Genomic DNA, 26,139 nt, shown 5'->3' with positions numbered 1-26,139 from the left:
AAATCATTTAGCTTCGCATGGAACCGGCTGCTCTGAACAGTACCCGTGTGTGGATGGAGACTCGGGCGAGCAAGGTTCATATGGGCACTAAGCCTTGCTGGAGCATGATTTAGAAGGTTGACTGACTGCTTCGTAATTAACCGTTTCGCTGACGTATTCAAGAGCCTTATCGGATATCAAGTGCAAATATGTAGTCTACCGTCGCACCACGCCCAATCCTGGTTGCTCTCATCTCAGTTAGTGTATGGCTCACACACCCGTTCGACACCTTTTCAAAACTAACATCTGATTTCCATCCGGTTGTTTCGTGAATCTTCGAGATGTCGGCACACGTGTCATGCACGTAGCCTTCGAATGGACATTTGATGTATTCAGGATCGATATCCGTTCCGAGCGCGTCGTTGATTAGTTTGACCATCTCGTTGAAGCTGTAGGCTTCCTCTGTACCGACGTTATAGACACCTATCAGCTCGTGGTCGGCGGCGAGTTCGGAGACGCGCACGACATCGTCGATATAGGTGAAATCTCGAGTTGGGGTACCATTTCCGAACAACTCCGGGGACTCACCATTGGCGATGGCGTCGGCGAATTGGGCGACTATGTTGGCGTACTCGCCTTTGTGTGCTTCGTTGCCGCCGAAGCCCTGGTAGACCGAAAAAACGTAGACCGACCATCGCCATGTCATAGTGGTTGGCATAATACTCGACGTAGCGTTCATGGGCGAGTTTCGAGGCCTCGTAGGCGGTATTGGCTTCCATTTCCATATTCTCCGGCGACGGTTCAGTTCGGCTGACATAGATTGAAGAGGTCGACGCATAGATGACAGTGTCACAACCGTGTTTGCGAACCTGTTCGATCGCATTGACGAACCCTTCGACGTTGACGCGGCAGCCGCACTGGGGATTTTTCGTGCATGTTCCGCGAGGAGAGTGCAGCGAGATGGAACAGAATATCCACGTCAGCTGGGAGGTCGTCATCAAGGACTTACGCTTGAACGAACTCGACGCTTTCGTCGAAGTTTTCGGGCGTACCGAGATACGTATCATCGACAGCGATCACGTCTTTGTCCTCGGCTAGATGGTTTGCGAGGTTCGAGCCGATGAAGCCCGCATCGCCATAAACGAGGATGGTTTGATCATGCATGATTGAATCTCCGTATCGCTGCTAATACCTGCTTCGGGGTTCACATGGATGCGACGTACCGCGAGATCGTCGATTGGGCGAGCGAAATGGATCGTGTTCGTGGCCTCTTACAGCTGTCACGGACAGCATTTCCCGCACCCTCAACGCTGTACGGTCGTTTGAGAGGGTGTCCATGTCTGTGTGGCGCGGGTTCCTTCGAGAGTCTGCGTAGCTCTGTGATCCGGGCTCGCATACTGACATCGATGCCGCATTCTTCGACCACGAAACGGCATCGAGACACTACCAACACCGCTCGGATCGCCACATACGCACGCTCAAAACGACGGCGTTGGTCGATACCAACTCGTGTGCCGTCCTCGACATCCACTGCTCGACACACTGGCCTCACGACACGCAAACTGGCCGTCGAGTTGCCTTGCGAAACGCCGAGAAAAATCGAGAGTCTCGCCGGTGGCAAGGGCTATGACGGCCAATCACTCCGGGACGCCCTCCGGTCAGAGGGCGTCCGGCCCCTGCTGCGTCACCGGCTGTTCGCAGCCTACGATCACGCACACAACGCACGGTTGGACTGCGATTTATACGGCCAGCGCTGGATGGCCGGGACACCCTTTTCGGCCATCAAGCGTCGGTTCGGCCCCGCTGTCCACCCTCGCGCGTGGTACCGTGATTTTCGCGAGCTCGTGTTGACCGCCGCAGTCTACAACCTTGAACAGGCTATCAAACAGTGATCCCCACGCCGTCATCGGATTCAACAAAGCACAATAATGCCAACTTATCGATCCCCCCGGCTGAGTCCGGTCGTGTTAACTTAAGCATCTATTTCAGCAGACGGCGAAGGCTCGGAGCCACGATTCTGCCGCCTTCGGTTCCGCATATCTAAACGTATTTGAAAACGAAGAGGCCCGACGTTTTACTTCTCGAAAGACACGTTCGATACTGTTCCGATTTCCATGTCGTTCGTATCTGAAATCGAGGCTGTGTTTGCGAAAGGTTCGATGAAGTGGAACCGCGCCATCAACGAGAAAGATTGTCATCTACGTCGTGTTTTTCGCGGAGCTCCGGGAAAAACTGATCTGTTATCACGTTCGTCCTTGTCGGCTCAAGCTTTGTATGGAGTAAATCGTTTGATTGAGAATCGACCGCGGCGTACAGCCAATAGTGCTCATCATCAGGCGGAATCACGGTCTCGTCAACCGCAACGTGATTCGGGTTCCGACCTGATTTCGGCTGTAGATCAGCCTTATGACCCCCAATTATGGACGGTAGATCGAACCCGATCAACACCGAATACCTCAAGAAAAGAATCAGTATTCGAAAGCGATAAGCCAGACAGGTGGAGCTGAATACTGAGCTTCATCAACAGCCGCGGTGTTGCTTCTCGATCCACAAAGTCCAAGTCGATCTCGTCTAAACAGCCGCTGAGGCAGTCGTTTTCCGGTATAAATCACTTTGAAAACGAACCGCTTCGCTTTTCAATCCTCATCTGAACACCGCCGATTAGAGAGACATTGGTTTTAATACTCCTAGGCTCATGTCGTCAACCGGTCTCGATTTCTTCTTCAGATCCTTGAGAGATATTTGTCATATTTTCAGCTTCAGAGTCATCTGTGGACGATTGTGAATTGTTGAAGTACGGACGTGACTGAAATACAATATGAATTACTGATATTGTTCCAATAATATAGATCACGGCGAGTCGCGTAAAATGATCAACCAAGCCGATAGCAAATCCAGTTGAAGATTCCACCTCAAATAGTACCAATACTGAGGTGATCGCTGTTTCATACGTCCCAAGCCCACCTGGGGTGATCGGCACAGCCTGTGAGACGAAAGCCGCTACACCAGCAGACACGGTTGGAATCACTCCCAACTCCACACCGACCGCACGTGCCGCGAAATAGATTGTCGCTACCTCCGCTAACCAGACAGGAACTGAAAGGAAACCGGATAACGCCAGTGCGAACGGGTTATTGCTCACCCGGCGGAGAGCCCGTTGAACGGTCTGGATCGAGTTACTGAGCCCCATAAACCGGTCTCCAGATACCTCTGTTACTCGGTGACCGACAAAATATACCATCAACAGGCCGATCAAAAGAATTACCCCTATTGAAAAGGAGGCCCCGGCGAGATATACCATACTGTTAGAAGGAACAAAAAACACTGCAACAACCAAGATCATCATACCAAGCACAAGCATATCAAATACGCGCTCAATAACAATCGTTCCAATACCGACACTAAAGGGAACCCCATCCGTCGTTTTCAGCGAGTATCCGCGTAACACATCACCAGCACGGGCAGGAATTAATGAATTCAGAAACCACCCCGCCATAATGCACCGGAAAGCATTACCTCGGCTGGCGAGATGTTCACTCGCACGCAACAGCACCCGCCACCGCCATGTCCGGAAGACAAACGAAATCGGATAGACAATCGCAATTCCGATAATGAACAGCAAATTCACCTGTTGGAGAGTGTCGAAGACTTCGCTATATCCTGTTAATGAGAATAAGCCGACCAACAGGAGCACACCAAAGACAGCAGCACCAAACATACGTACTGGACCTTGGTTAGTCACCACCGCAAACAGATCCCGAAGCCCAGCCAGATTTCCACGGGCGAACTCGGCAAACACTCGTTTGATATAGTCCGGCCCTTTTTTTGTCGCGTTAAGCTTACTCACTCCCGCATCACGGCTCCGCCAGGAGACCGGTACTTCTGTCGTCCGGAACCCTTTAATTGTTGCTCGGAGTGGGAGTTCTGCTGTGATATCGAAACTCTCTGCGTTGAGCGTCTCGGTCTCAATTTCGTCAATCACCTCACGTCGGTAAGCTGTGAATGCGTTCGTGATATCTTTCTCGCCGATCCCGAACATAAAGCGGATGAGATTATTGAACGCCCGGTTATAAGCGAGCTTGAGTGGAGGATAACCCTCCACAGAGCCACCAGTTATAAACCGTGAGCCATAGACAACATCATAACCGTCTCGAATCTGCTCAATCATCTGTGGAATGTCTGCCGGATCGTCCGAGAGGTCAGCCATAAACGGAATGAGTATGTCCCCCTCTACGTGAGATAACCCATCCTTGAGTGCGTTCCCGAATCCAAAATTATCAGTACGAACCAACCGAGATACCTCCGGATAGTGATTGTCGAGCTCCTCAGCGATAGCCTGTGTCCCATCGGTGGACCCATCGCTGACGACCAGCAAGATGTTGAACGTCCAGTCAGTCGCCTGATTCCGAAGAATATCCATCGTCCGCTCAACCATCCGTTCGAGGTTCCCGTTCTCATTATACGCGGGAACTACCAATTCGACGTGAAGTGACTCCGTCATAGATTAGGAGATAGGGTCATACTCGCCGGATTGTTCTGAGTCGGATTTATTTTGTGACGTACTGACGCGGACTCCAAATCCATCATACGTTCCGGAAATCATCTCACGTTCCAGGACGCCCCAGAGATCGTAGACGATAACGTCATCTGATGTGAGGGTATTGATCTGTGACTCGATACCTTCGAACTCTGGATGATTGACAGCCAGAACAACCACATCAGCGTCAGTAAGTGCCGTAGTGAGATCGCCAGTATCGGGAACGTGGGGATCAGAGAGTTCGACTGGTACACCCTGCGTGGCTAACTCGTCGGCGATGGTCTTGGCTGGTGAATTGTACGTGTCGCCAATTCCGCCCTTATATGATAACCCACACATCGCCACTTTTGAGGGCTGTCGACGGAGGATCTCCGTGACGACATATGACGACAGGGCGGCGTTTGTCTGACGAGTAGAAGTAAAGAGATCGGGGGTTGTTGGTTGGTCGCAGACACGCTCGTCAGTCAGGAAATGCGGATCTTTCGGGAGACATTTACCACCTACTGGCCCTGGACTCGGGATGTCGTTGCGCGGATACTCATAATTGGCCAACGAAATCGCTTCGTGTGCATCAAGATACAGTTCGTCAGCCGTGAAAGCGATCTGGTTAGCGATTGCAAATAGCGCGTCACGGTAAGAATTGTCAATCAATTTGACAAACATCGCCGTCTCTAGATCAGTGAATCTGATTTCACAGTCAAACCTACCGAGCAGAGACTGTATCGCTTCTCGACCGGTTTTATCGTCAACGCCGACAATTTTGGGAAGTGACTCGATCTCGTTGATTGCTTTCCCCTCAGCTAACCGTTCGGGGAACGTAATGAATGATGGAGATCCAGAAGCGTGGTGGTCAAGCGTCCGACGCATCCGGTCGATCATACTGACCGGAACCGTTGTCCGGTTGATGACTATGTGATCATCTTCAATGTGTTTCGCATACCCGCGAATAGTGTCAAGAAATTCGGACATCCCATTCCGTGGAGCATTGATTGTAAATGCGATGTACCGGTGATCAGCCACAACTGATGGATCAGTTGTCGCCGTGAGCGTCCCCGCTTCGACAGCTGTTTCAAGATATTCGTCAAGTTTCGGTTCATCGAAGGGTGCTTCCCCGCGATTCACCTCTTTGACCCGCGTGTCGTCGATATCGATACACGTCACGGGAACCTTATAGGTGGCCGCGAGCACACTGGCCCAGGGTAGACCGATGTGACCGGCACCAACGACGGCAACACCCTCCATTAAAGCGCCTCCTTGTACCAGGTGATGTACTCATCCAACGATTGATCAAGTGAAATCTCAGTCTCCCAGTCGAGCAGTTCTGCGGCCTTCGAGGAATCTGGAATACGTTTTTGGACGTCGTGGTCAAATTCCTCTTGCTGATCTACGGCAAAATTTTCTTCTCGATTGCAATAATTCCAGATTTTTTCCGCCAGATCAAGCATCGTTATCCCATCAGAGGAACCTAAGTTGAACTCCTCGTTTGCTGCGGCGTCATGAGACGCACATTTGTAAACACCAGATGCAATATCTTTTACATTTGTGAACGACCGGATCTGTTCGCCACTCCCCAGAATGTTCAAAGGAAACTGTTTCTCGTCGCGGATCTTTTTTACGAAATCCGGGATAACGTGTGCTTGACCAACTTCTTCCCCAGGTGGTTCACGCGGGCCGACTGCATTGAACGGGCGGAAGATACTGTATTCGATATCGTACTGGTCGTGATACGCCCGGCAGTAATATTCTCCAGCAAGCTTTTGAAACCCATAGGCACTGTCTGGCGGCGGTGTCTCTCCGATCTGATCCTCAGTAACCGGGAACTCATCGGCGTTCTCGTAGACCATCGATGAAGACGCATAGCAGACACGGTCGAAGTTATGTTCGACAGCGGCATCGAAAACACTCCGATTCATTGCATCATTCATCGCGATGATGTCAGCTGGAACGTGATGGAAATAACCGATTCCACCGATTTTGGCGGCCAGATGGACGATAACATCAATGTCACCGAGACTATCGATCGTTGCTTGCCGGTCACAGAGATCGACCTCACGGATCTCGACGAAGCTAAGTGATTGAGAAAGATTCTCACGAGTCCCCTCACTAAAATCATCAATTACGACTACATCTTCACCATTATCAGCAAAGTAATCGACAATATGTGAACCAAGAAAACCGGCACCGCCGGTAATTCCGACTGTCATTACAACCATGAATTCAACAAATCATATTAAACTTTTTTTTTTGAGTCAAAGAGAACTGTAGGTCGTAATAAGAAATCTGAGGTACACAGCGAAGTTGTCTCTGCTTGGTGTCGATGTGATCGGCTGTGTCCCAACTATCGGAATCATTTTCAGCAGTTGCTTCCATAACTTCCCATTCAATGTCTGAAGGAGCGCCAATCTCGGTCGTCAGTTTCAGTCATCTCGGGTACGATTCTGATCAAATCAGCGAAGTGACCTACCACACCGTGGCGAAACTCGCTGACGACGATCTCCTTCACACGCTGTTTGTGCTGGACGTCGAACCGACGTTCGGCTTGGATGAGCAGGTTATTGAGACACCGATCCCGGGAGGAAAAACTCTACCACGACTGATCTACCTGCTTGATGGTCTCTCCCCGGTCGATTTCTTCGACGCCCGCCAAGCAATCTCGACACTTTTTGACCGACTTGTCGCCCGAAACATCGGTGACGGACGTATCGTACATGTCTTCCCGGAGTTCCAGCACACTGCAAAGCAGGCCAAGCGCAGACAACTCACGACGGTTGTTTACGCGCGGGCGTGTCATCCTGCAGGGACTCTCCAGCTCTACGAAAAAGAACAGTCCAGATTCGATACTGATATGCAAATTCCCTACGACTGGTTCAACCGCTCACTTCGGACGTACGACCATGCTGACTACGTATTCTACCTCTGTGATTACGTCAAGGAGACCTTCCTCGAACGGGGGTTCCCAGAGGACCGACTGTTCAAGGTCGGCCCGCTCACCGTCGATCCAGACATCTACCATCCGACCCCCAGTGACACCGACGAGTTCGTCGTCCTCGCCGTGTCGAACATGACGCCTCTGAAGGGAACGCGGTATCTCCTCGATGCTTGGGAGCTGCTGGATATTGATAATGCCCGTCTGGTCCTGTGTGGAGGGATGAGCGACGACGTGCGTGCCGAACTCGGAGAGCGAATCGATGACGACGAGTCCATCGACCACCTCGGTCACGTCGACGACATCGCCGAGCAGTACCGGCAGGCGTCGGTCTTCGTTCACCCCTCTCTGACCGAAGGGTTCGGGAAAGTGTATGCGGAGGCCATGGCATCAGAACTGCCGGTTGTCGCTACGGAGAACGGACCCACTGAGTTCATCGATGACGCCGGACTTATCGTCCCGATTCGGAATGCCGAAGCCATCGCCGAGAAGCTCCGATACCTCTACGGCAATCCCGACGAAGCCCGACGCATGGGGGAACGAGGGCGTGCTATCGTTCAGGCGAACTCGTGGGAAGGATTCTCCGAGCGAGTACTCAATGGACACCGGTTCGTCTTGGAGTCACTCGACTGATTGAGGGATGTGGTACAACTGATCGTCTTGACCGTCGCTGGCGCGACCTGTTCGTGCCAGTTCACCGCCGTGGGCTGCTGCTTCGACTCCGACCGTCCGCACAGACTCACCACACCTGCTGTTCGACGTCGGCGTTGATCCGGTGGAGATTGTTGTCGACGATGTATCTGATCGCCTTTTTGGTCTCGACGATCTGGTCGTAGCTGACTTCCTCGTAGACTCGTGACAGGAGTCGGTAATCGTCAGCCTCGTCTAGGGTCAGTCGGAGCTTCCGGAATGCTGGTATCGACTCGACAAACTCGCTCCCGAATACCTCCTCGGCAGTCACGTTTACTGCCGTAACCTCGTCTTGGTACGCTTTGAAATACTGGGCGACGTGTTCTCTGTGATGGTCGGAGTCGGCATCTTGGGCAGCACGCGTAATCGTACCACGTGTGAACCCGTCGACGTTGTGTCCGATCGGAAACGTGTGCTCGAATTTGCTCGATGCGTATTCGATTCCGTCTTTGCGGACCATGTCGAGCAGTGTCTCCGGCAGCCTCGGGTCAATCAGGGTATTGTCACCACAAAGTCGTACCGCGATGTCGGCATCGACCTCCTCGACGGCGTTTGCGATACGGCCGATGACGTTCGCCTCGGAGCCGCGGTAGACTGTCGCTCCGGCGTCCTTCGCCGTGATCGCTATGATATTGTCTCTGGGGGTCTCAGAGGTAGCAACGACGACATCCTCATGGTCGATTCCGTCGACGGACACGGCACGATTGATTTCGTGTACGAGTGCCGGCGTCCCGTCGAGTGGAAGCATTGCTTTTCCGGGGAGACGGGACGATCCCATTCGAGCCTGAACCGCGACGATGGCGTCCATACGCCTGTTAGGTTATCGTCTGTTTTCAAAACACTGTCCGTATTCGAGACACCGGACTGTCCACTGTCCTCACATGAGCTCGCAAACGGTTCACATATAGCCAAGGTCTTCGAGACGCTCCTCGGTTATTGCATCGTACTCGATGTCTGTCTCTCCCTGCTTGAAATCCTGCGAAAGAATCTGTTCGCCGTAACTCTGGAGGTTCGTCAACACCGATTCGCCACCAGCGACTGTGTTCCACGTTCCGTCGATATACTCGACACGTGCGTCGCCTTTTATTAATACGAGATCCCGCTGAACCTGCTCGTCGGCATGTATCCGTTTGGTCACGTCGATGCGGCCTGTCTTCTCGTACACCTCGTTAGGGTGGTGGAGTACTTCGGTCACCGATATTTCGTCGCTCGTTACATCCAGAAGAGATCGACCATCAAAGCCACCGCTTTCACCGGTCACGTACTCCATGATCGTCCGTGGTAGCGAGCGGAGATTGACGGTGTGATCGACTGTCCGGGGCGGTTCGTCCGGTGCGAAGATGACAAGGGGTACGTGGAGACGGTTTTCAGAGTAGGCCGTATCACAGTTCCAGATCCCGTGATCAGACGTAACGATAACCATCGTATCGTCTTCGATGAGGTCGCGCAACGTGGATCCCAGTTTCCGATCGAAGTCCCAGACGGCTGCGTGATAGAGTTTCTCCATTACGTTGGGTTCGTAGGATTTCTCGTCGTTATTGATGTGCCGCTCCGGGGGAATTCCAATGGGAAGTTCGTCCCGGCTCATCCCGGGAGCGAACCGTTCGAGTGCTTCGTCGCTCGCGTCGAACGGCGGATGTATGTCCATGTAGTTCGCAAACACGAACCTGTCCTGGTCGTTCGTGTCGACGATTGCCCGGAGCTCGTTATTTATCTGTTCGGCGTACTGGTAGTTCTCGCTGTCTCCCCACTGTTCTGGTACGAGCGACCCGTTCAGCCGCTTGTAGTTGGCGTAGTTCAGCAGCGATCGGACGGGTTTCCCGCCCGCAGTCGCAAACCTTAGAAGTCGGCGTAGTTCCGAGCCGTCCGGGTCGTGTTTCCTGAAGTAGTTCAGCGGATCTGTCGCGTCTCGGAACAAAAGATACTGCCGGCTGAAGTCCTTCGTTGAGTCGAAGCCAGTATCGAGTCCTTGGAACAACCACATATTCAGCGAGAGAAGGTGCGTCTCGTGGGTTCGTCGGAGCTTGTCAGCGATTGTCGGGATACCTCCATCGAAGTACGGATGTGCCTCGTGCATCCCGGCGACTGAGGGGAGCTCCCCGGTAAACATCGCGGCGTGAGAGGAAGGGCTTAGCGGCCCCGGTGCGTACGCTTCGGTAAACGTCACGCCCTCTGAATCAGCGACCTCTTTGAGAATCGGCGTCGTATTTGGACCGTCTTCCGCGAAAGGGGTCGCTCCGAAAGAGAGGGAATCGAGGATTAACCAGACGACGTTCATTAGCCGACCATAGAAATGACTACCAAATAAATGGTCGTATATGCTCGGCGACGTCTGTGATAGCCCGCTCTACCGACTCCGTCACGATATCTGTGACTCCTCAGCCTAACGACACCGTCGCGTCCCCGTACCGGAACTCGTTGCAGTCGTACCGCGGGAGACGGTGGCGTTCGTTTTGCAGAACGCTTGCCGTGATCGGTCTGGAGTCGACATCGAAACCGAACAGGCATCCCGTATTCTCTAGCAGTGTAATCGTCTCGTCAGTGTAGCTGTGTGCTCCGCCGTATGGATGACAGTATGAACGGATTGGGAGTCCGCCAAGCAGATCTGACAAGAAATCGAAACTCTTGGTGAGTTCCCACTGCTGGTCGTCCGGAGACAACTTCGACATGACGGTATGTGTAACCGAATGTGAACCCACGTGCATCCCGGCGTCGACGAGATTTTCGATTTCCGACTCCGACAAATAAATGTCTTCGGGCTGCAATGGATCATCGAATAGTCGCACTTCGAGCGCGTCTAAGACGTCTGATCGAACCCCGTCGTCGATGTAATAGTTGAGGATCCGTTTCGCACGCTCGACGGCGGTTTGATTGTCTTGACTTTCGTACACCACTGATTCGAACTGCTCGCGATGCTCTTCGGGTATCATCGATTCTGTGACGATATCGGTGAGCGCCTCCGAGATGGCGGCACCGCCGTGTGCACCCAACAGTGCGTGTGTCCGGTGGACGTCCAGGACGACATCGTCGAGGTAGGGGCCTGCGGGCACGTAGAACAGTCCCCAGAGTCCTCGATCTGCGAGTTCTGGAAGGACGTGCTCGTGGTGGTCAGCGAGACCGTCGTCGAACGTCAACACAAGGTCGTCTTCCCTAGGTAATCGATCACCCCGCACGGTGTTGAGGAACGCTTCGCGATCAAGGATCTGATAGTTCATTTCGAAATAATCTAGCTGACGGCGAAAATCATCGACATCCAGATAGTAATAGCCGTACGGCGGCGTTGCATCGTCGCGTCCGACATAGTGGTACATTACTGCTTTCATGACTGGTATGTACTCCAAACCCCGACTTGATGTGATTCCCGCGCGACTCCGAGTGAGTGGGAGCTTCGGGATGGGTTAGTTTGATTCCTTCGTTTCGTTCGTGAGGCGTATCGAAGCAGCTCTGTTGGCGATGCTACCCGTTTTATCAGCATCCAGTCTCGAACCGATCTCGGACAACCACCGGCTCCCGTGATTCAGTAGTCATCTACCACTATATTCAGGATCCGGTCAACTGACTCCCCAACGTTGAGGAGCCGGCTGTTCTCGAGGATGTTGTCGGAATCGAGACCCAATTCTCGCACTCGCTTGATTTCCTGTTCCAGCTCGTCGCTGTCGACAAAGTTCGCCCCGGAAATCGGTCTGAGTTCGCTCAGTCCGAAACTCCAGACCTCGTTGAGTATGATCGGGGTGCCCAGTGCGATGCTCTCGACGAACGCCGAGGAAAAATGCGTAACCGCGATATCGGCGCTCTTTATTGCGTCTCGTATGCTGTCGAACTCCACAACGTATGACTCCCAGCCGTGTTCACGATACCAGTCGCTGTTTTCAATCGGGTGGAGTTTAATCGCGAGTGACCAGCCGTTGTCCTCGCAGGCTTGGACAAGGTCGGCGACGAGTTCCTCGTAGAGTTCTTCCCACTTCTCGGAGTGAGTTGTCGCTTGGGAGCCGCCGATAAAGAGGATGTCCCAGTCGGGTGGAGTAGAATCTCTTGATTCCGAGAGATAATCGTGCCACGGGCTCCCTGTCACACAGACTTCTGTGTCGGGGTGGAGCAACGGCTCGAAGTTTTCAACCCACGCCTCCCCCCAGACGAGGAGCGTGGCCGGAAAGAAACTGATAGCTGCCCATGCATCCTCACCCGGACTCCGCTGAGCCCCATGTTGGTAGACGTACAGACGTTCGGGAACCGTTGCTCGCACCTGATATGGCATCAATGAGTAGGTGTGAACCACCGGGACATCCCTCACCAGCGGCTCCAGTGACGAATATTTGATGTACTCCAGAAATGTCGAGTTGAACGCATAGATCTGGGACGACTTCTGGAACTCCCCCGATGTAATGTGTCTGAGTTTGTACATCGTAATGACACTCCGAACCAAATTGACGAACAACTCGGACACCGAGACGAAGCGAAGCAGGTTTCTGAACGACTCAGTTTGGAACCCATTTTGCTGCCAGTCGTCCATCTGGTCGGCGGCACTCGGTGAACAGAGAAACATCACGTCCTTATTTTTGTCAAGGAGTCGTTTCCCGACTTCCTCGAACGTGTACGTACGGTATTCGTGAGTCGAAGTCGTGACGAACACGTGATCGGGCGGCGAGATGGGAGGAGAGTCGGTCCGGCTGAGTACGCGGTTGAGACCATACGCCGTTCGCTTGAGGACAGTGTACGCGACGATCAGCGGCACGAAAGCAATAGAGAAAATAAAGGGAACCTCATCTTTCTCCGCGACCGTCTGTTCTCTTCCTTTTGAAGAGACATCGAGAGCCCTCAATCCGGCGTACGCCGTTGGATTTTCTTCGAGATATCTCCTGATGGGATCGAGATCCATATATCAGTATTCGTCCCGTTTCACGGTAATAAAGTTCTGGAAGGACATACAGACACCTCAGTTCTGACCGGGCGACTGGTGAGGCACTCCACTGGAGCGAAGGCCAACGCACCGGTGAGTAGACAATTTACTTTTTAATCACGGCCGTGAACGCATCGCAGTCGAAAAGCCCTGCGAGTCGGATTCAGACGGCATGGGAGTGACAGATAGACGGACACACCGGACTGGCCAGAAACCGTAACCGACAAGCGAACAATACACGACTAAAAATCCATGCAAGTATTGGTCACAGGTGGTGCGGGGTTCATCGGGTCGAACCTCGCCGAGCGTCTCCTCGCTGACGGCCACCGTGTCGTCGCGTTGGACAATCTCGATCCCTACTACGATCTCAATATAAAACGTCGTAACCTCAACACCTGCCGAAAGGTTGGTGAGGATCGCTTCGAATTCGTCGAAGGTTCGATCACCGACGAGTCGCTCGTCAAGGAGGTCATTGCCGGCCGTGGTGTAGACGTTATATTCCACGAGGCCGCGAAAGCGGGTGTCCGTCCAAGCGTCGAACAACCGAAAGAGTACAACGCAAACAACGTTGGTGGACTCCTCACAGTCCTCGAGACAGCCGCAGACAACGGTGTCGACCGCTTCGTTAATGCCTCCTCCTCCTCGGTGTACGGTGTTCCCGAATACCTTCCCTACGATGAGGATCACCCGAACCACCCGAAAAGCCCCTATGCCGTGACCAAGCGTTCCGCGGAGTACTACTGCAATGTCTACGACGATCTCCAGGATCTCCCGACCGTCAGTCTCCGCTACTTCACGGTGTACGGACCACGGATGCGGCCGAACATGGCGATATCGAACTTCGTCTCGCGATGTCTCAACAGCAAGCCGCCAATCATCTACGGTGACGGCGAGCAGACGCGTGACTTCACGTTCGTCGACGACGTAGTCGACGCCAACCTCGCACTCCTAGACACCGATGCAGCCGACGGCGAGACGATGAACATCGGATCCAGCGACAACATCTCGATCCGCAAGCTCGCGGAGTACGTCGTCGAGGAAACCGGTGCCGACATCGATATCGTCCACGAGGAGAGGAAAGATGCGGACGCGAGACACACACATGCCGATGTCTCGAAAGCAAGCGATCTCATCGACTACGAACCCAGCGTGGACATCCGTCAGGGCGTCTCGAGGTTCATCGACTGGTACCGTGAAAACCGAGACTGGTACGAGCCGCTGGTCCGAAACTAATTGAGTCGAAGGTATTTACTAGTAACCTGACGACTAGCCGCCAATGAAAGCGATCGTGCTCGCAGCCGGTCAAGGGACCCGTCTCCGACCCCTCACGGACGACAAACCGAAGGGGATGGTCGAGGTCGCCGGAAAACCGATCCTCTCCCATTGCTTCGATCAGCTCGCGGAGCTCGGTGCGGACGAGTTCGTCGTCGTCGTCGGTTATAAGAAAGAAGTAATTATCGACCACTACGGGGACTCCTACGAAGGGATTCCGATTACATATTCACATCAGCGGAATGCGAAGGGTCTCGCACACGCGCTCCTCACGGTCGAAGACCACATCGACGACGACTTCATGCTGATGCTGGGCGACAACATCTTCGACGCGAATCTGGAGGACGTGGTGAAACGCCAGCGCGAGGATCGCGCGGACGCCGCATTCCTCGTTGAAGAGGTGCCGTGGGAGGAAGCGTCTCGCTACGGCGTCTGTGATACGAACCAGTACGGCGAGATAACGGATGTCGTCGAGAAACCCGACGACCCGCCGTCGAACCTCGTGATGACCGGCTTCTACACCTTTACTCCAGCCATCTTCCACGCCTGTCACCTGACGCAGCCGTCCGATCGCGGCGAGTACGAGCTCTCAGACGCGATCGATCTCCTCATTCAGTCCGGTCGCACGATCGACGCTATCGGTCTCGACGGCTGGCGTATCGACATCGGATACCCCGAAGACCGCGACGAAGCGGAACGTCGTCTCACGGACGGCGAAGAAAATGCCGATAATTCTACTGAGGAAGCGACTGTCGACTCCTGAGGATCGATCGATCCCTTCGCTGTCGATCCGATTGTGCAAGTCAGTAAATCCGCGGTGACTCGCTGTCGATTAAATGGTATCGGCGAACGTCACTCCTGCAATAACCGCGAGATCGACCGCCGTACGCTCTCTTTACGTTCCCACCCTAACTCTTCACGAGCACCGGACGTATCCACCCCGAACTCCTCCACCATCGTCTCTCCGCTCCGTGGATTCTCGACCAACTCCACATCTACGTCGATCCCGCGCTCCGCTAACGCCGCCTCCCGCACGATCTCCGCAACCGCCATCACGCTCATGTCCTCGTCGCTCGCGATCTCGTACGTTTCGGTCCCGGTCTCCCCACGCTCTAACTGCTCCAACAACCGCTCCGCGCTCCGGACGTACGCCCGCGCCACGTCCTTCACGTGGACGAAGTTCCGCGCCTGCGTGCCGGGCTCGTAGACGGTCAACGTCTCACCCGAGAGCGCCCGATTCACGAAGAAATTGATAACGGTCGGCTTCCCTACCTCCGTCTCGTCGACGACGTGTTCGCCGTACAGGTTCGACTTCAAGAAGAGGTGCGCCGGAAACGCGTCGTCCGCGAACGCCTCGATCGACCGCTCGCCGATCCACTTCGTCCGCCCGTACCAGTTGAGCGGGTCCCGCGGCTGGTCGGCCGTGATCGGGAACGACTGCGGGTCGCCGAGCACCGCCATGCTGAACGGGAACGCGAGTGCGGCACCCGTCTTCTTGCAGAACCACGCCACGTTGTTCGTCCCGGTGACGTTCACCTCGTAGGCGAGATCCGGATTCTCCTCGCAGTCGTCGACGCCGCTTATCGCCGCGAGGTGACAGACCACGTCCGCGCCCTTGAGCGCGTCCTCCAGCCGGTTGCGGTTCCGGACGTCCACGTGCTCGACTTCGACGTCGCCGATCGAGTCGACCTGCGCGCGGTAGCCGTTGTCGATCGCGATCAGCTCCCAGTCGGGGTGGGCTGCCCGCAGCTCGACGACGACTCGACTCCCGATGTACCCGGCCGCGCCGGTGACGGCGATCGTCGGCGGCGACCGCTCGCCGTCCGGTGCGTCCGCCGATTCTGTTCCGTCCGTCGCCTCGGTCTCGCTCTCGATGGCTCGCTCCGTTTGGTCCGTCATGCGGTCACCTCCTCGGGCGCGTCCCCGCGCAGTTCGCTCGCGATATCACGGATTCCCTCCCGCAGCGTCCACTCCGTCTCGAAGCCGGTCTCGGCCAGCCGGTCGAAGTTCACGTGGTAGGACGGACCGGGCTGTTCGTCCTCCAGGTACGTCACGTCTAGGTCGCGATCCAGCTCTTCGCGAACGATCTCCGCGATCTCGCTGATTCGATAGTTCGCGTCGTTCGATCCCACGTTGTACACGCGTTCGGGCCACGACTCGGGCGCGAGCGCGGCGTGAGCATACGCCCGCGCGGCGTCGCGCACGTGGATGAACGGCCGCCAGTTCGACCCGTCGCCGTAGACGGTCAAGGGACGATCCGTGAGCCCGCGGAACACGAAGTGGTTCACTACGAGGTTGAACCGGATGCCCGGCGACCACCCGTAGTTCGTGCTCATCCGCAGCGCCGTCCCGTCGAGTCCGTGTTCGTCTATCGCCCCGGCCAGCAGCTCCTCGGCGGCGACCTTGGACTCGGCGTAGGGATTCAGCGGGTTCTGTTCCGTCTCCTCGTCGAGGTCGGTGCTCGCGGCGCGCCCGTAGTTGTTACACGAAGAGGCGATAACGACGTTCTCGACGCCGAACTTTCCCGCGGCCGTGAGCACGTTCTCGGTCCCGTCGCGGTTCACCGCGAACGTCTCGGCCTTCCGGTCGTGCGTCGAGGCCGCCCCGGTGATCGCCGCGAGGTGGATCACGGCGTCGACGCCGCGAACCGCGCCCTCGACCGCGCCGTACTCTCGCGCGTCGCCGCGCCGGAACGTCAAATCGTCGCGGACGCTCCCCGCGAGGTTCGCGGGCGACCCCGCCGCCAGCGAGTCGAGAACGATCACGTCGTCGACGCGCTCGTCCGCCAGCAATTGCGGGACCAACGCGCTTCCGATGTAGCCGCAGCCGCCGGTCACGAGGACGGTCGTCTCACCCTCCGACAGCTCACTCATCGGTCAGCACGCCGGGCAGGAACCGGTCCTCGTGGGCGGCGATCCGGTCCTGCGCTTCGACGAGCGTGCCGAGCACGTCGCGGATCCCCGCTTCGAGCGTCTGCCGTTGGCCGCCGACCAGATCGAGGAACCGATCGTTCTCCATCTCCATTTTGTGTTCCTCGTCCTCGTTGCGCGGGTTCTCGTAGTGTTTCACCTCGGCGTCGAGATCGAACTCCGCACCGACCTCCGCGATCGTCTCCGCGAGCTCGACGATGGCGACCGGCCGCGTCACCTGATTGTAGATGTCGATCCCGTCGTCACCGGAGTGACCCTCATCAACGAGCCGCACGAGGCTCTCGACGGTGTCTTCCAAGCTCACCATCGGCTTGCGCTGCTCGCCCTTGCCGTAGACGGTTATCGGATAGCCGGCCACGGCCTGCGCGCAGAACCGATTCACGACCGTCCCGAAGTAGTAGTCGAAGTCGAACCGCGTCGGGCTCTCGTGGGCGCGAGTCTCGGCGGTCTCCGTCCCGTACACGATCGCGGTCCGCACCTCGCTCATGGGGAACTCGAACTGCGACTCCGCGAGCCGCATGTTGGCCGCGTCGAACGACTTCGTCTGGTGGTACCAGCTCCCGCCCATCGCCGGGAACGGCACCTCGTCGCTCCCGTCCTTCCGGACGACCTCCAGGCCGCCCTCAGGGATCGGGAAGTGCGGGGCGCCGTAGATCCCGGTCGTCGTCGTCTCGATGAAGTGGGTGTCGTCGAGCCCGCACTCGGCGAGCCCATGAAGGAGGTTGAGGTTCATCGAGACGTTGTTCCGCTGCGTGTACAGCGCGCGCTCGCCGTTAATCGACGAATAGGGTGCGCTCGGCTGCGCGGCCGCGTGGAGCACGGTGTCCGGCTCGTAGGTCTCCAACAGCTGGAGCACGAAGTCGCGGTCGGCGAGGTCGCCCTCGACGAGGCTCGCGTTCTCGACCTCGACGAATCGTTCCTCGGGGCTCTCGACCCGCGTCGCCGACACGCTCCCAGACTCGGCGACCCAGTCGCGCCGCGCGAAGTTGTCGACGCAGACGATCCGTTCTTCGAGCCGGTCGGCCAGTCGGAGCGCGGTCGGCCAACCGAGGTAGCCGTCAGCACCGGTGAGCAGGACAGTCATCGTTACTCGGATATCGAGTAACTACTGCTAAAGTCTTTCTGGTTCCTCGTCGGGGCGACTCTCGTGTCGCCAGAGCAGGTCGAAGTACTGCCACAGGCCGGCCACGAACGACGGGTTCTCCGTCACCGCCGCCTGTCGATGATGATTCGGGATCTCCTCCTGTTCGACGAGGAGGAGGCCCTGTCCGGACTCGTACTCGAGGCTGGGGTCGACGAACGTCCCGCGCCACGGGAGGACGCGATCGCTTATCCGCACGGACGCCGACGGGAACGCCTCGGCGATTGAGCGTCGAATCTCCCGTTGACGCCGTTCGTTCGTCTCCGAAAGGTGCTCCGGGGAGAGCATCAGCACGTCGACGGAAACGCTCCGTTCGATCGCGTCCCGAATCGCCGGCCGCACTGCGTCGATGTAGCCGAAACTCTTCGTCAGGACGAACACGCCGTCTTCGGCCTCGCGGAACAGTCGACGCGTCTCGCGCTCGCTGGGTTCGCCGACGTCGACGACGTGGAACAGGTCTTCGGTCGGACTGAGCTCGTCGACCGCCCTGTCCCGGACCGGCGTGTACGTCTCGACGAATGATTCTTCGACAGCTTCGATATCACTCCGGAACGACTCGTACGCGTGACGCTGGTTCTCCACCGCGCGCGCCGCGATCTCGGACGGGTCGTGAGGTTGGTACCGCTTCGGCCGCCCCGGGATGATCTTCACGTACCCCGCCTCCGCAAGCGAGTCGAGGACGCCGTATATCCGCGCCTTCGGGATGCCGGTCGCCTCCGCGAGGTCGGGAGCCGTCGTTCGGCCCAACAGCAGTAACTCCTCTAGCGCCTCGGCCTCGTACTCGGTGAGGTCGAGCAACGAGAAGAGGTCCTCGCCGGTATCTGGCATACGTGTCAATGCTCATTCGGCCCGTAAGTACGTACTGATGATACCGGTGATGCCGATACAGTTATATCCTGTCGACAAATACGGTTACTCAGAATATGAGTAACTCCAAATCCTCCGATGAAGACGATACGCACCTCGCTGAGATCCCCGACGGCGCCGGTTGCACGGAAATCTGGGAACACCTTTCGGACGGACGCGACGAGGAATGAAGCCCGAGCGGCGAATCACTTGGATGAGTGCATCGACGACATCTGAGACCAGACGAAGTCGTCGACGGATAACTTATACACCCGTCTGCCGTCAATTTGAATATGGCTTACAGCGACGAGAAATTGCTCAATGACATTCGCGCTGTCGCCGATACTGTCGATCGATCACCCTCCCTTCAAGACTATCGTGAGTACGGCGAGTACGCTGCAACCACGATTACGCGACGCTTCGATTCGTGGCAGGACGCTGTCGCCCGCGCCGGGTTCAAACCGCATGACGCCGAGACAGCGATACCAGAGGACGACCTCCTCAGAGAGCTTCAGCGTCTCGCCGAGGAGTTGAATGAGCAGCCAACTGTTGAGGCAATGAACGAAGAGGGAAAATACTGGGCGTCGACGTACAAACGTCGCTTCGGATCGTGGAGTAACGCACTCGCGGAGGCTGGGTTCGAACCCGCGGACGTCCGGACCAAAGAACGGATCTCTGAAGCAGATTTGCTCGCGGAGTTGGAGCGGTTGGCCGACAAGCACGGCGAGCCGCCGACCTTCCAGCTGATGTCTGACGAGGGCGCGTACGCCTCTCGCACGTACGTGAATCGTTTCGGATCGTGGAACGAAGCTCTTGATGCGGCGTTTGACTAGGCCGATGACAGGCTCAATGTCTGACAATCGGGGTAAAGCAAACAATCTCCTCTCCTTGGATAATTTGACGCACTAGGTTCGCTCGGGATCGTGTCACACAGTGTCGGAAGAAGCAATATACCGCTCGCTGAGCAAGACGTAGCTTCGTGGGTGGCGATACAGTTGATGCCGTGGAAAAGCACCCGCAAACGACCAAGCGAGGGTCCCCTACCACTGGTGCTTAGTCGCGTGCGGGGTATCCAGCTGTGAATACGGTCTCGATCGTTCTAATCGTTTCGGTGTCTATACTTGTATGACTGCGTTTCGATACCAGACAACTACTCTGAGCTGCCACTGAACATACGGTATATTCGTTCTCGGGATGGTTCAATGGTCTTGTGACCAGATACGTGGCGATTTGAACGTGCTCTCAGAGTACTACGCTCTCCCGAACGCGTTATCTGTGTTGTGGCGTTCGGTGTTCGGGCCAATCTTTCTCACGCAGGATGTGATCTACCGGATACTATCGCTCGTCGCTGTCTAGTGCAGTATGATAAAGAAATACCGCGTGTGGGTTGGCCTGCGTGGGCAGATGGTTAGCAAGTGTGGGGTGTCGCTGCTGCGTTACTCGGTACGCCGCGTAGCGAGGAGCGCAGCCGCGATGAGGGCGACGAACGCGACGAGTGCGCCGAAGCCGGGCGTGGAGTCGTCGGTGTCGTCACCGTCGTCTCCATCATCACCGTCGTCGGAGCCGTCTTCACCGTCATCGGTGCCGTCTTCGCCGTCTTCGCCGTCATCGGTGCCGTCTTCGCCGTCTTCACCGTCGTCGGAGCCGTCTTCACCGTCTTCGCCATCGTCAACGGATTCGACGAGGAGGGCGTCTACCTCCTCGACGTTAGTGCTGCCGACGCGGAAGCGGAGCGTCCCCTCGTTTCCGATTTCACCTTCGGTCGTGTCAAGAGATGCGCTGAATGTCCCATCCTCGGCGATCTCTGCGTCGTTATCAATGAGAATGAACTGCGGGGAGACACTCGATGCCGAGCGCAGGCGGACGCTGAGGTCCGTACCCGGGGCAACATTCGTTGTGCCCGTGACCGACGCTTCCTCGTCAACTGCAATTTCGACGAAGCCATCGGAATTCTCATTGTCGAAGGACGCTTCGCGATCCTCCATGGTAAAGCTAGCCTCCTCTGTGGCGCTGTCTCCAGCTGCGAAGTACGGGAACGAGTCCGCGTTGTCGTTGCTGTCCCACGTCGGCGGCGAGGTACCATCGAAGCTGTAGCGCTCGTCGTCGTCGGTTTCGTACTCGTAGGTGACATCAAAGCTGTTACCGTCGGAAACGGACTGGTCAAACGTGTCACCGTCACTCGTGTCGGCAACAACGAAGAACTGATCGTCAGCGAAGTAGACGGTCGTCTCCGAGAGGTCGAGCTCGGCCGGATCCTGGTTCGCAGTCGCCGACGTGGCCTCGATATCGAAATTCACACCCTGTCCATTGGCATCGTCAATGAGTTCGTTGAGGACAGCGCCGTCGATTCCCTCGTGGAGGTCGTAGGGGTTCGTTCCGCTCTCTTGGGCGACAAAGCCCTCGATACCGTCGGCTTCGACTTGGATGACCATGCGGTCGCCTAGGGCGATGTCTTCGCTCGCAGTGATTTCCTCGAGAAGCTCCTCAACGTCGTCAGCGTCATCCGTGCTGCCGGCCGGAGCCATGTGGGTCGTCACGCCCTCGATCGTCGGCTCGACTAGCTCGAGCGTCGCAAGGTCTCGTTCGTTCGCAACGATGAGGTCGCCGTCGTCATCAGCGATAAACTCACCATCACTCGCTATCAGATCGTACTCGGTGGGTTGGATCGGCCGCACCAACTCACCTTGATCGAGCCCGTTGGAACTCGTGCGGAAGTCATGGGCGTCGGTGAACGTGTCACCGTCTTCGTTCTCGAACGATGCGCCCTCGCTGACGACGTCAGTTTCGATGATATCGTCGGCCGAAGAGTACGCATTCTCAGCTTCATCGGTTCCGAGCGTCCGCGTGTTTATCTGGAAGGTTGCCTCACCGTCATCGTCGTCGTCCTCGACGTATACTGCGTCGAAAAATCCGTCGTTGTTTCCACCGATGGAGACGAATGTACTGTCGGAGTCGTCAAATTCGACAGTGATTTCGACGATGTCACCGGCCGCATCGGTGGTGATGGACTCGGAGAAGTCCGCGCTAACGTCTTCCTCCTCGATGGTCACCGAAGCGGTGTCCTCGGCGTCCGTATCGGTCACTTCAGCCGTGAACTCGTAGTCGCCTGTATCGATGTCCGTATTGCTGAAGTCGGCGATCAGCGCGTCTTCCCGGAAGCCGCGAACGATGATCTCGTCGTCATCACTCGCAGCGTCCTGAGCGACGCCGTTGACGGGGTCGTTGTTACTGTTCCCACCGAACAGCGCCTCGAGGTCGTCGTAGTCGAGGCCGTCAGCACTGACGTTCAGGTTGTAGCTGTTCCGGCGGGACTCCACGTTGAGCTCGGCTGCGTCTTCACCGGTGTCGTAGGTCGCCGCTTCCCAATCGATGCTGATCTCCTGAACAGTCAGCTCAAAGGTGTTATCCCGTGTTTCGTCTAGGTCGGGTCCACGAAGGAAGTAGTCTCCAGGTTCAAGACCACTCGTGTCGATCGTGAGATTACCGTCGGCATCCGTTTCGTACTCCCCTTCGAACGCACTACTCGAGATGGTATCACCATCGTACTCGTCTACCGAACGGAGCACGTACTCCGTGTCGGCTTGGATGTCTATCGCGGTGATATCCTGGCCCTGATACACGATACTCGGGTTCGTTTGTCCATCGACTACGAAGTCGACATCAGTGGGGTTACTCGTTTGAGCGGCTGTGGAGCCGGCAAAGCCGGCAAAGCCGACCGTAGCCATAGAAAGAACCATGACTACGCTGAAGAAGACCGCACCGACCTTCTTCCGGGTTGTATTGTCGGTTGTCATTGTCTGGTGTTGTAGTTTGTATTGCGTCGGGTGCGTTCTCGTTGGATAGGGAACTGTACGTAGAAAATACACCGGATCTGATAAATACTTTGTGAAGACACAGATCGTGATTATACCCACTAAACGTCCCCTTCAGAGCCAAATACCGTTGTTTTAGATCTGTCACGGAGTGTCATAGGATATCGATGACAGAGTGTAGAAACAACGGGTACACGCTCACCGTCGTGAGAGAACCGACATCTCGATGAAGCGCTGCCGCTGGGCGCGTAGTCCAATAAAGAAAAACCGCGTGTGAATCGGCCTGCGAGGGCCGGTAGTTACAACATGTGAGACGTCGCTGCTGCGTTACTCGTTACGCCGCGTAGCGAGGAGCGCAGCCGCGATGAGGGCAACGAGCGCGACGAGTGCGCCGAAGCCGGGCGTGGAGTCGTCGGTGTCGTCACCGTCGTCTCCATCCTCACCGTCGTCGGTTCCGTCGGTGCCGTCGTCGGTGCCGTCTTCGCCGTCTTCACCGTCGTCGGTGCCGTCTTCACCATCTTCACCATCTTCACCATCTTCACCGTCTTCACCGTCTTCACCATCTTCACCGTCTTCGCCATCCTCACCGTCTTCGCCATCGTCGACGGATTCGACGAGGAGGGCGTCAATCTCTTCGATGTTGGAGCTGCCGACGCGGAAGCGGAGCGTCCCTTCGTTGTCGACCTCACCTTCGGTCGTGTCGAGAGTTGCTTCGAATGTGCCGTCCTCGGAGATCTCCGCGTCGTCATCCGTCAGGATGAACTGCGGGGAGACACCCGTAGCCGAGCGCAGGCGGACGCTGATCTCCGTACCCGGGGCGACGTTCGTCGTGCCAGTGATGGACGCTTCCTCATTGACAGCGACTTCGATCTGGTCGTCAGCGTTCTCGTTGTCGAAGGTCGCTTCGGCGTCCTCTAGCGTGAAGCTCGCTTCTGCGGACGCTTCGTCACCAGCCGCGAAGTACGGGAACGTGTCGTCACCAGCATGGTCATCCCAGTTGGGAGTGTTGTCCGTATCGAAGCTGTAGCGGTTGTCCTCGTCGGTTACGTACTCGTACGTGACGTCGAAGGAGTCACCGTCCGACACCGAGTCGTCAAACGCTGCATCGTCGCTCGTGTCGGCGACAACGAAGAACTGACCGTCAGCGAAGTAGACGGTGGTCTCGGACAAGTCGAGCTCGTTCGGGTCCTGGTTCGCAGTCGCCGACGTTGCTTCGACGTTGAAATTAACGCCCTGGTAATTGCCGTCGTCAACAAGATCAGCGAGGTTCGAACCGTCGACACCCTCGTTGAGCTCGTTCAGGTTTGTGCTGCTAGACCGCTCGGCGATGTCACCTTCGATACCGTCAGCTTCGACCTGGATGACCAGACGGTCGTCCAGAGCGATGTCTTCGCTCTCCGTAACGTCTTCGAGCAGTTCGCTGACGTCGTCAGACGCATCAGTGTTGTCAGACGGAGCTGTGTGCGTCGTGACGCCGTTGATGGTCGGCTCAACGAGGTCGAGCGTCGAGATGTCGAGCTCGTCTTCGACGACGAGGTCACCGTCACTGTCGACGGTGTACGCGCCGTTGCCGCTTGCGATCAGGTCGTACTCGCCAGCCTGAGCCGGTCGCGCCAGCTCACTCTGGCCGAGTCCATTTCCGCTCGTACGGAAGTGGGACACGTTACTAAGATCGTTGTCACCGTCTTCGCTCGAGAACGTAGCGCCCTCACTGGACGCGTTGGTTTCGACGAGGTCATCTTCCGAGTAGTACGCGTCACTGGAGTTGTTCGTACCGAGCGTACGCGTGTTGACCTGGAACGTAACTTCGTCGTCATCGTCGTCGTCTTCAACGTGGACAACATCGAAGAAGCCGACATCCTCGCCACCGATGCTGACGAAGGTGCTGTCGGAGTCCTCGAGTTCGACACTCACGTTCACGACGTCACCGGCCGCATCGGTGATGACGGAGTCAGAGAAGCTCGCGTCCGTGTCTTCTTCTTCGATTGTCACGGAAGCGGTGTCTGACGCTTCAGTATCGTAGGCCTCGAGCTCGAATTCGTATTCACCTGCATCGATATCCGCTGCACTGAAGTTAGCGTCGATGTGGTCGTCTCGGTAAGCCTCAACGATAATCTCGTCATCATCGCTATTCTGATCGTAGGCGACACTGCCTGCCGTGTTGTCACCGAAGATAGCATCGAGGTCCTCGTAGTCGAGACCCTCAGCGCTGATGTTGACGTTGTAGTTGTTCCGCTGTGATTCAGTGTTGAGTTCAGCTGCTTCCTCACCGGTATCGTAGGAGTCCTCCTCCCACTCAGCGGAGAGATCCTGAACAGTCAGCTCGAATGTGTTATTCTGGTACTCCGCGATATTCGCGCCACGGAGGAAGTAATCATTCGACTCGAGATTACTCGTGTCAATCTCGATTTCACCACTATCAGCATCGTACTCTCCTTCGAACGTGCTGGAGGTGATGCGATTGTCTGTATCACTGTATGAGTCAACCGAGCGCAGGGTGTACGAATCGCCATTATTTATCTCGCTCCCATTGGCGGTGACTTCCTGACCCTGGTAAACGACACCTGGGTCTATTTGATCGCCGACCGTATAATGCACCTGTCCCTGGTTGTGACTGGATGCAGCCACGGGTGCGGCTGCAAAGCCAACAGCAACCATGGAGACGACCATAATCGCTGCAAAGAAGACTGCATTAGCCTTCTTTCGTGTTGTATTTTCGTTTGTCATTGTTGTCGTTGTGTTCTGCGTCGCGACAGTCTGCTTTGTCCGTGTCTTAGACGTCCGTTCGTCAGTAGCCTACTCATACGATATGGTGCGGCCGGACTTGACGCGGATTACTTGCCTTCGTGTCGCATTGTGGGGTAGGGGCTGCGAGCGATTGTTATGGCGGTCAGTATAAGTACTTTGTGTCGACCGATCGTGTGTGCGAATGTGTCTCATGAGGGTTTCAGAGTGTGAGACGGCTGTTTTCAATTCATAGCACGTGAGCACAAAACTCGCGGCCACAACAGACATGAGATCAGCATTGAGGGCAGATCAGCAATACACACTGTTGCAAGAGTGTGAATCGAGGCACCGTTTCGTATACCGAGAGATTATTCCATGCATT

At 56.2% G+C, this 26,139-nt stretch carries 17 protein-coding genes and 3 pseudogenes; 5 read left to right on the top strand and 15 right to left on the bottom strand.

Going from position 1 to position 26,139, the window contains the following annotated elements; genetic code table 11:
* Window positions 1–233: 233 nt before the first annotated feature.
* Window positions 234–1,143 (bottom strand): annotated as a pseudogene (locus ACFQEY_RS14685) (NAD-dependent epimerase/dehydratase family protein).
* Window positions 1,144–1,378: 235 nt separating this feature from the next.
* Between ACFQEY_RS14685 and ACFQEY_RS14680 the strand changes: the two are divergent.
* A pseudogene (locus tag ACFQEY_RS14680) lies at window positions 1,379–1,609 on the top strand (hypothetical protein); the annotation flags it as partial.
* A 355-nt stretch (window positions 1,610–1,964) separates the two neighbouring features.
* Here ACFQEY_RS14680 and ACFQEY_RS14675 read toward each other — a convergent pair.
* The 4 genes and pseudogenes from ACFQEY_RS14675 to ACFQEY_RS14660 form a co-directional block, all read right to left on the bottom strand.
* Window positions 1,965–2,584: pseudogene (locus ACFQEY_RS14675) on the bottom strand (IS6 family transposase).
* Window positions 2,585–2,680: 96 nt separating this feature from the next.
* Window positions 2,681–4,480, bottom strand: a complete 1,800-nt coding sequence (locus ACFQEY_RS14670) for a flippase-like domain-containing protein (protein ID WP_379769932.1) — start codon at window positions 4,478–4,480, stop codon at window positions 2,681–2,683.
* Window positions 4,481–4,483: 3 nt separating this feature from the next.
* Window positions 4,484–5,758, bottom strand: coding sequence for a nucleotide sugar dehydrogenase (locus tag ACFQEY_RS14665; RefSeq protein ID WP_379769929.1), 1,275 nt, complete (start codon window positions 5,756–5,758; stop codon window positions 4,484–4,486).
* Entirely contained in the window at window positions 5,758–6,720 is a 963-nt protein-coding gene (locus ACFQEY_RS14660; protein ID WP_379769927.1) for an NAD-dependent epimerase/dehydratase family protein, read from the bottom strand. The genes ACFQEY_RS14665 and ACFQEY_RS14660 overlap by 1 nt, the downstream gene beginning before the upstream one ends.
* A 125-nt stretch (window positions 6,721–6,845) precedes the next feature.
* Between ACFQEY_RS14660 and ACFQEY_RS14655 the strand changes: the two genes are divergently transcribed.
* Window positions 6,846–8,075 (top strand): glycosyltransferase family 4 protein, encoded by a 1,230-nt coding sequence (locus tag ACFQEY_RS14655; protein WP_379769924.1) that lies wholly within the window; start codon window positions 6,846–6,848, stop codon window positions 8,073–8,075.
* 106 nt (window positions 8,076–8,181) lie between these two features.
* On the opposite strand, the gene ACFQEY_RS14650 is transcribed toward ACFQEY_RS14655, so the two are convergent.
* From ACFQEY_RS14650 to ACFQEY_RS14635, 4 genes are all read right to left on the bottom strand, one after another.
* Entirely contained in the window at window positions 8,182–8,940 is a 759-nt protein-coding gene (locus ACFQEY_RS14650; RefSeq protein WP_379769922.1) for a cytidylyltransferase domain-containing protein, read from the bottom strand.
* 90 nt (window positions 8,941–9,030) lie between these two features.
* On the bottom strand, window positions 9,031–10,410 hold the full coding sequence (locus ACFQEY_RS14645; protein ID WP_379769920.1) for a sulfatase-like hydrolase/transferase: 1,380 nt from the start codon (window positions 10,408–10,410) through the stop codon (window positions 9,031–9,033).
* Between the two features lie 100 nt (window positions 10,411–10,510).
* Window positions 10,511–11,347, bottom strand: coding sequence for a polysaccharide deacetylase family protein (locus tag ACFQEY_RS14640; protein ID WP_379769917.1), 837 nt, complete (start codon window positions 11,345–11,347; stop codon window positions 10,511–10,513).
* A gap of 302 nt (window positions 11,348–11,649) precedes the next feature.
* A complete protein-coding gene (locus tag ACFQEY_RS14635) occupies window positions 11,650–13,008 on the bottom strand; it encodes a type 1 glutamine amidotransferase family protein (protein ID WP_379769915.1) in 1,359 nt (452 codons plus the stop codon).
* Between the two features lie 273 nt (window positions 13,009–13,281).
* Here ACFQEY_RS14635 and ACFQEY_RS14630 point away from each other — a divergent pair, with 273 nt between their 5' ends.
* Window positions 13,282–14,262, top strand: a complete 981-nt coding sequence (locus ACFQEY_RS14630; protein WP_379769913.1) for an SDR family oxidoreductase — start codon at window positions 13,282–13,284, stop codon at window positions 14,260–14,262.
* A 43-nt stretch (window positions 14,263–14,305) separates the two neighbouring features.
* Window positions 14,306–15,064 carry a UTP--glucose-1-phosphate uridylyltransferase AglF gene (aglF, locus tag ACFQEY_RS14625; protein WP_379769911.1) on the top strand — a complete coding sequence of 253 codons (759 nt, stop codon included), beginning with the start codon at window positions 14,306–14,308 and terminating at the stop codon, window positions 15,062–15,064.
* Between the two features lie 89 nt (window positions 15,065–15,153).
* On the opposite strand, the gene ACFQEY_RS14620 is transcribed toward aglF, so the two are convergent.
* From ACFQEY_RS14620 to ACFQEY_RS14605, 4 genes are read right to left on the bottom strand one after another with little or no spacing between them, the layout of a single operon-like run.
* Entirely contained in the window at window positions 15,154–16,200 is a 1,047-nt protein-coding gene (locus ACFQEY_RS14620; RefSeq protein WP_379769909.1) for an NAD-dependent epimerase/dehydratase family protein, read from the bottom strand.
* On the bottom strand, window positions 16,197–17,174 hold the full coding sequence (locus tag ACFQEY_RS14615) for an NAD-dependent epimerase/dehydratase family protein (RefSeq protein WP_379769907.1): 978 nt from the start codon (window positions 17,172–17,174) through the stop codon (window positions 16,197–16,199). Before ACFQEY_RS14615 ends, ACFQEY_RS14620 begins: the two co-directional genes overlap by 4 nt.
* Window positions 17,167–18,315, bottom strand: coding sequence for an NAD-dependent epimerase/dehydratase family protein (locus ACFQEY_RS14610; RefSeq protein WP_379769904.1), 1,149 nt, complete (start codon window positions 18,313–18,315; stop codon window positions 17,167–17,169). Before ACFQEY_RS14610 ends, ACFQEY_RS14615 begins: the two co-directional genes overlap by 8 nt.
* A gap of 27 nt (window positions 18,316–18,342) precedes the next feature.
* Complete coding sequence (locus ACFQEY_RS14605) at window positions 18,343–19,200, bottom strand: TrmB family transcriptional regulator (protein WP_379769901.1); 858 nt, start codon at window positions 19,198–19,200, stop codon at window positions 18,343–18,345.
* A gap of 311 nt (window positions 19,201–19,511) precedes the next feature.
* On the opposite strand from ACFQEY_RS14605, the gene ACFQEY_RS14600 reads away from it, so the two are divergent.
* A complete protein-coding gene (locus ACFQEY_RS14600) occupies window positions 19,512–20,051 on the top strand; it encodes a homing endonuclease associated repeat-containing protein (RefSeq protein ID WP_379769899.1) in 540 nt (179 codons plus the stop codon).
* A gap of 603 nt (window positions 20,052–20,654) precedes the next feature.
* On the opposite strand, the gene ACFQEY_RS14595 is transcribed toward ACFQEY_RS14600, so the two are convergent.
* Window positions 20,655–22,943 carry a BGTF surface domain-containing protein gene (locus ACFQEY_RS14595; RefSeq protein WP_379769897.1) on the bottom strand — a complete coding sequence of 763 codons (2,289 nt, stop codon included), beginning with the start codon at window positions 22,941–22,943 and terminating at the stop codon, window positions 20,655–20,657.
* A 414-nt stretch (window positions 22,944–23,357) separates the two neighbouring features.
* Window positions 23,358–25,757: a BGTF surface domain-containing protein gene (locus ACFQEY_RS14590; RefSeq protein ID WP_379769895.1), complete on the bottom strand. Its 2,400-nt coding sequence runs from the start codon at window positions 25,755–25,757 to the stop codon at window positions 23,358–23,360.
* Window positions 25,758–26,139 lie beyond the last annotated feature (382 nt).

The organism is Halorubrum trueperi, assembly GCF_042662525.1.
GTDB lineage: Archaea > Halobacteriota > Halobacteria > Halobacteriales > Haloferacaceae > Halorubrum > Halorubrum trueperi.
The sequence above is the reverse complement of the archived record's forward strand: the minus strand, read 5'-3'. Positions and strand labels throughout refer to the sequence as shown.

Bases quoted from the DNA above. Each gene is read 5' to 3' on its own strand.
- ACFQEY_RS14670 (WP_379769932.1), bottom strand. From the start codon at position 4,480: ATGACGGAGTCACTTCACGTCGAATTGGTAGTTCCCGCGTATAATGAG.
- ACFQEY_RS14665 (WP_379769929.1), bottom strand. From the start codon at position 5,758: ATGGAGGGTGTTGCCGTCGTTGGTGCCGGTCACATCGGTCTACCCTGG.
- ACFQEY_RS14660 (WP_379769927.1), bottom strand. From the start codon at position 6,720: ATGACAGTCGGAATTACCGGCGGTGCCGGTTTTCTTGGTTCACATATT.
- ACFQEY_RS14650 (WP_379769922.1), bottom strand. From the start codon at position 8,940: ATGGACGCCATCGTCGCGGTTCAGGCTCGAATGGGATCGTCCCGTCTC.
- ACFQEY_RS14645 (WP_379769920.1), bottom strand. From the start codon at position 10,410: ATGAACGTCGTCTGGTTAATCCTCGATTCCCTCTCTTTCGGAGCGACC.
- ACFQEY_RS14640 (WP_379769917.1), bottom strand. From the start codon at position 11,347: ATGAACTATCAGATCCTTGATCGCGAAGCGTTCCTCAACACCGTGCGG.
- ACFQEY_RS14635 (WP_379769915.1), bottom strand. From the start codon at position 13,008: ATGGATCTCGATCCCATCAGGAGATATCTCGAAGAAAATCCAACGGCG.
- ACFQEY_RS14630 (WP_379769913.1), top strand. From the start codon at position 13,282: ATGCAAGTATTGGTCACAGGTGGTGCGGGGTTCATCGGGTCGAACCTC.
- aglF (WP_379769911.1), top strand. From the start codon at position 14,306: ATGAAAGCGATCGTGCTCGCAGCCGGTCAAGGGACCCGTCTCCGACCC.
- ACFQEY_RS14620 (WP_379769909.1), bottom strand. From the start codon at position 16,200: ATGACGGACCAAACGGAGCGAGCCATCGAGAGCGAGACCGAGGCGACG.
- ACFQEY_RS14615 (WP_379769907.1), bottom strand. From the start codon at position 17,174: ATGAGTGAGCTGTCGGAGGGTGAGACGACCGTCCTCGTGACCGGCGGC.
- ACFQEY_RS14610 (WP_379769904.1), bottom strand. From the start codon at position 18,315: ATGACTGTCCTGCTCACCGGTGCTGACGGCTACCTCGGTTGGCCGACC.
- ACFQEY_RS14605 (WP_379769901.1), bottom strand. From the start codon at position 19,200: ATGCCAGATACCGGCGAGGACCTCTTCTCGTTGCTCGACCTCACCGAG.
- ACFQEY_RS14600 (WP_379769899.1), top strand. From the start codon at position 19,512: ATGGCTTACAGCGACGAGAAATTGCTCAATGACATTCGCGCTGTCGCC.
- ACFQEY_RS14595 (WP_379769897.1), bottom strand. From the start codon at position 22,943: ATGGCTACGGTCGGCTTTGCCGGCTTTGCCGGCTCCACAGCCGCTCAA.
- ACFQEY_RS14590 (WP_379769895.1), bottom strand. From the start codon at position 25,757: ATGACAAACGAAAATACAACACGAAAGAAGGCTAATGCAGTCTTCTTT.